Origin of the sequence: uncultured Nostoc sp. (assembly GCF_964245575.1) — a bacterium.
Lineage (GTDB): Bacteria > Cyanobacteriota > Cyanobacteriia > Cyanobacteriales > Nostocaceae > Nostoc.
This window is the reverse complement of the sequence record NZ_CAXTNP010000130.1, coordinates 20,526-21,694: the sequence shown is the minus strand read 5'-3', so window position 1 is coordinate 21,694 and position 1,169 is coordinate 20,526. Positions and strand designations below refer to the sequence as shown.

At 41.5% G+C, this 1,169-nt stretch carries 1 protein-coding gene; it reads left to right on the top strand.

Going from position 1 to position 1,169, the window contains the following annotated elements:
* Window positions 1–475 precede the first annotated feature (475 nt).
* On the top strand, window positions 476–1,105 hold the full coding sequence (locus ACFFAP_RS20635; RefSeq protein ID WP_375512958.1) for a DUF4126 domain-containing protein: 630 nt from the start codon (window positions 476–478) through the stop codon (window positions 1,103–1,105).
* Window positions 1,106–1,169 lie beyond the last annotated feature (64 nt).

Genomic DNA, 1,169 nt, shown 5'->3' with positions numbered 1-1,169 from the left:
CAGTACCGTTGCCGATGATAGTGTCATTTTCTGAGAGTGTACGAATAAAACCTCCAGTTAAAATATCAATACCAATTGCCACAGATGCATTTAACTCTTCCCCAATTAAAGTATCGGAACCTCCTGTGCCGATGAAATTGGGTGGAACAGTAAGTCTAGGCATGATTAAAATCCTCTCAATTAGTTGCGTCAACTTTTAGATGAAAAAGCTCCCCAGCAGCACTGGGGTGGATTAAAGAATGTCTTGACTCCAGAGGGACATTACCTGTGGCTATGCGAACACCATGCAGCAGAGTATAGTTGTTTTTTAGGCAAAACCTACGCAGTATTCACACAGGTGGGGTTTCACTGATTCTACATATAGCCAGATGAAATATTTTCGCCAAGTTTATTATCTTAGGATCACAACTGAGAGTTGTCACTCCGTTCAGCTCAAAGATGGAAAAAACATCAGGAGTATAACTTGAGTCTTACTATGGATTTAATTTCTTTGTTCAACCTAAATACATTTATTGAATTATTACTGGGGATTAGTTTGAGCGCGGCGGCTGGCTTTCGAGTATTTGTACCACTGCTAGCATTGAGTGTGGCTTCAGTTTTTGGACATTTTGATTTGCCGACTGACTTTGATTGGCTGGAAACACCTCAAGCTGTAATTGTCTTTGCAGTCGCTTGTTTGCTGGAAATTACTGGTTATTACATTCCTTGGTTGGATCATCTGCTGGATATTGTTGCCACACCTGCGGCATTTATCACCGGGACAATCGTAACAGCTTCTGTTGCTCCAGAGATGAATCCACTGGTGCAATGGACGTTAGCTTTAGTTGCTGGTGGTGGAACCGCAGGATTAACTAAGGGATTAATGAATACATTGCGGATAAGTTCTACTGGCGTTTCAGGTGGATTAACCAATCCTATTGTGTCAACCATTGAGTTGGTCATGGCAATCGGACTGTCTTTGCTGGCGCTAGTTTTCCCAGTGCTAGCAGGAGTGACTGTGATTGGTTTTCTAATAATAGCTATTCAAAAAATCTGGAATTTCTTCTTGAATAAACCATCTTCTCAAAGTAACGAAACCGTCTCTCCATCAAGAGAATTGGGATAAGTACTTATGAATTGGTTTCAGAACTGCGACGCCGAATAGCCCGTCGTAGACATCGCAATTATAA

What these genes read in the sequence shown, in the direction of transcription:
- ACFFAP_RS20635 (WP_375512958.1), top strand. Translation starts at nt 476, where the DNA reads ATGGATTTAATTTCTTTGTTCAACCTAAATACATTTATTGAATTATTA.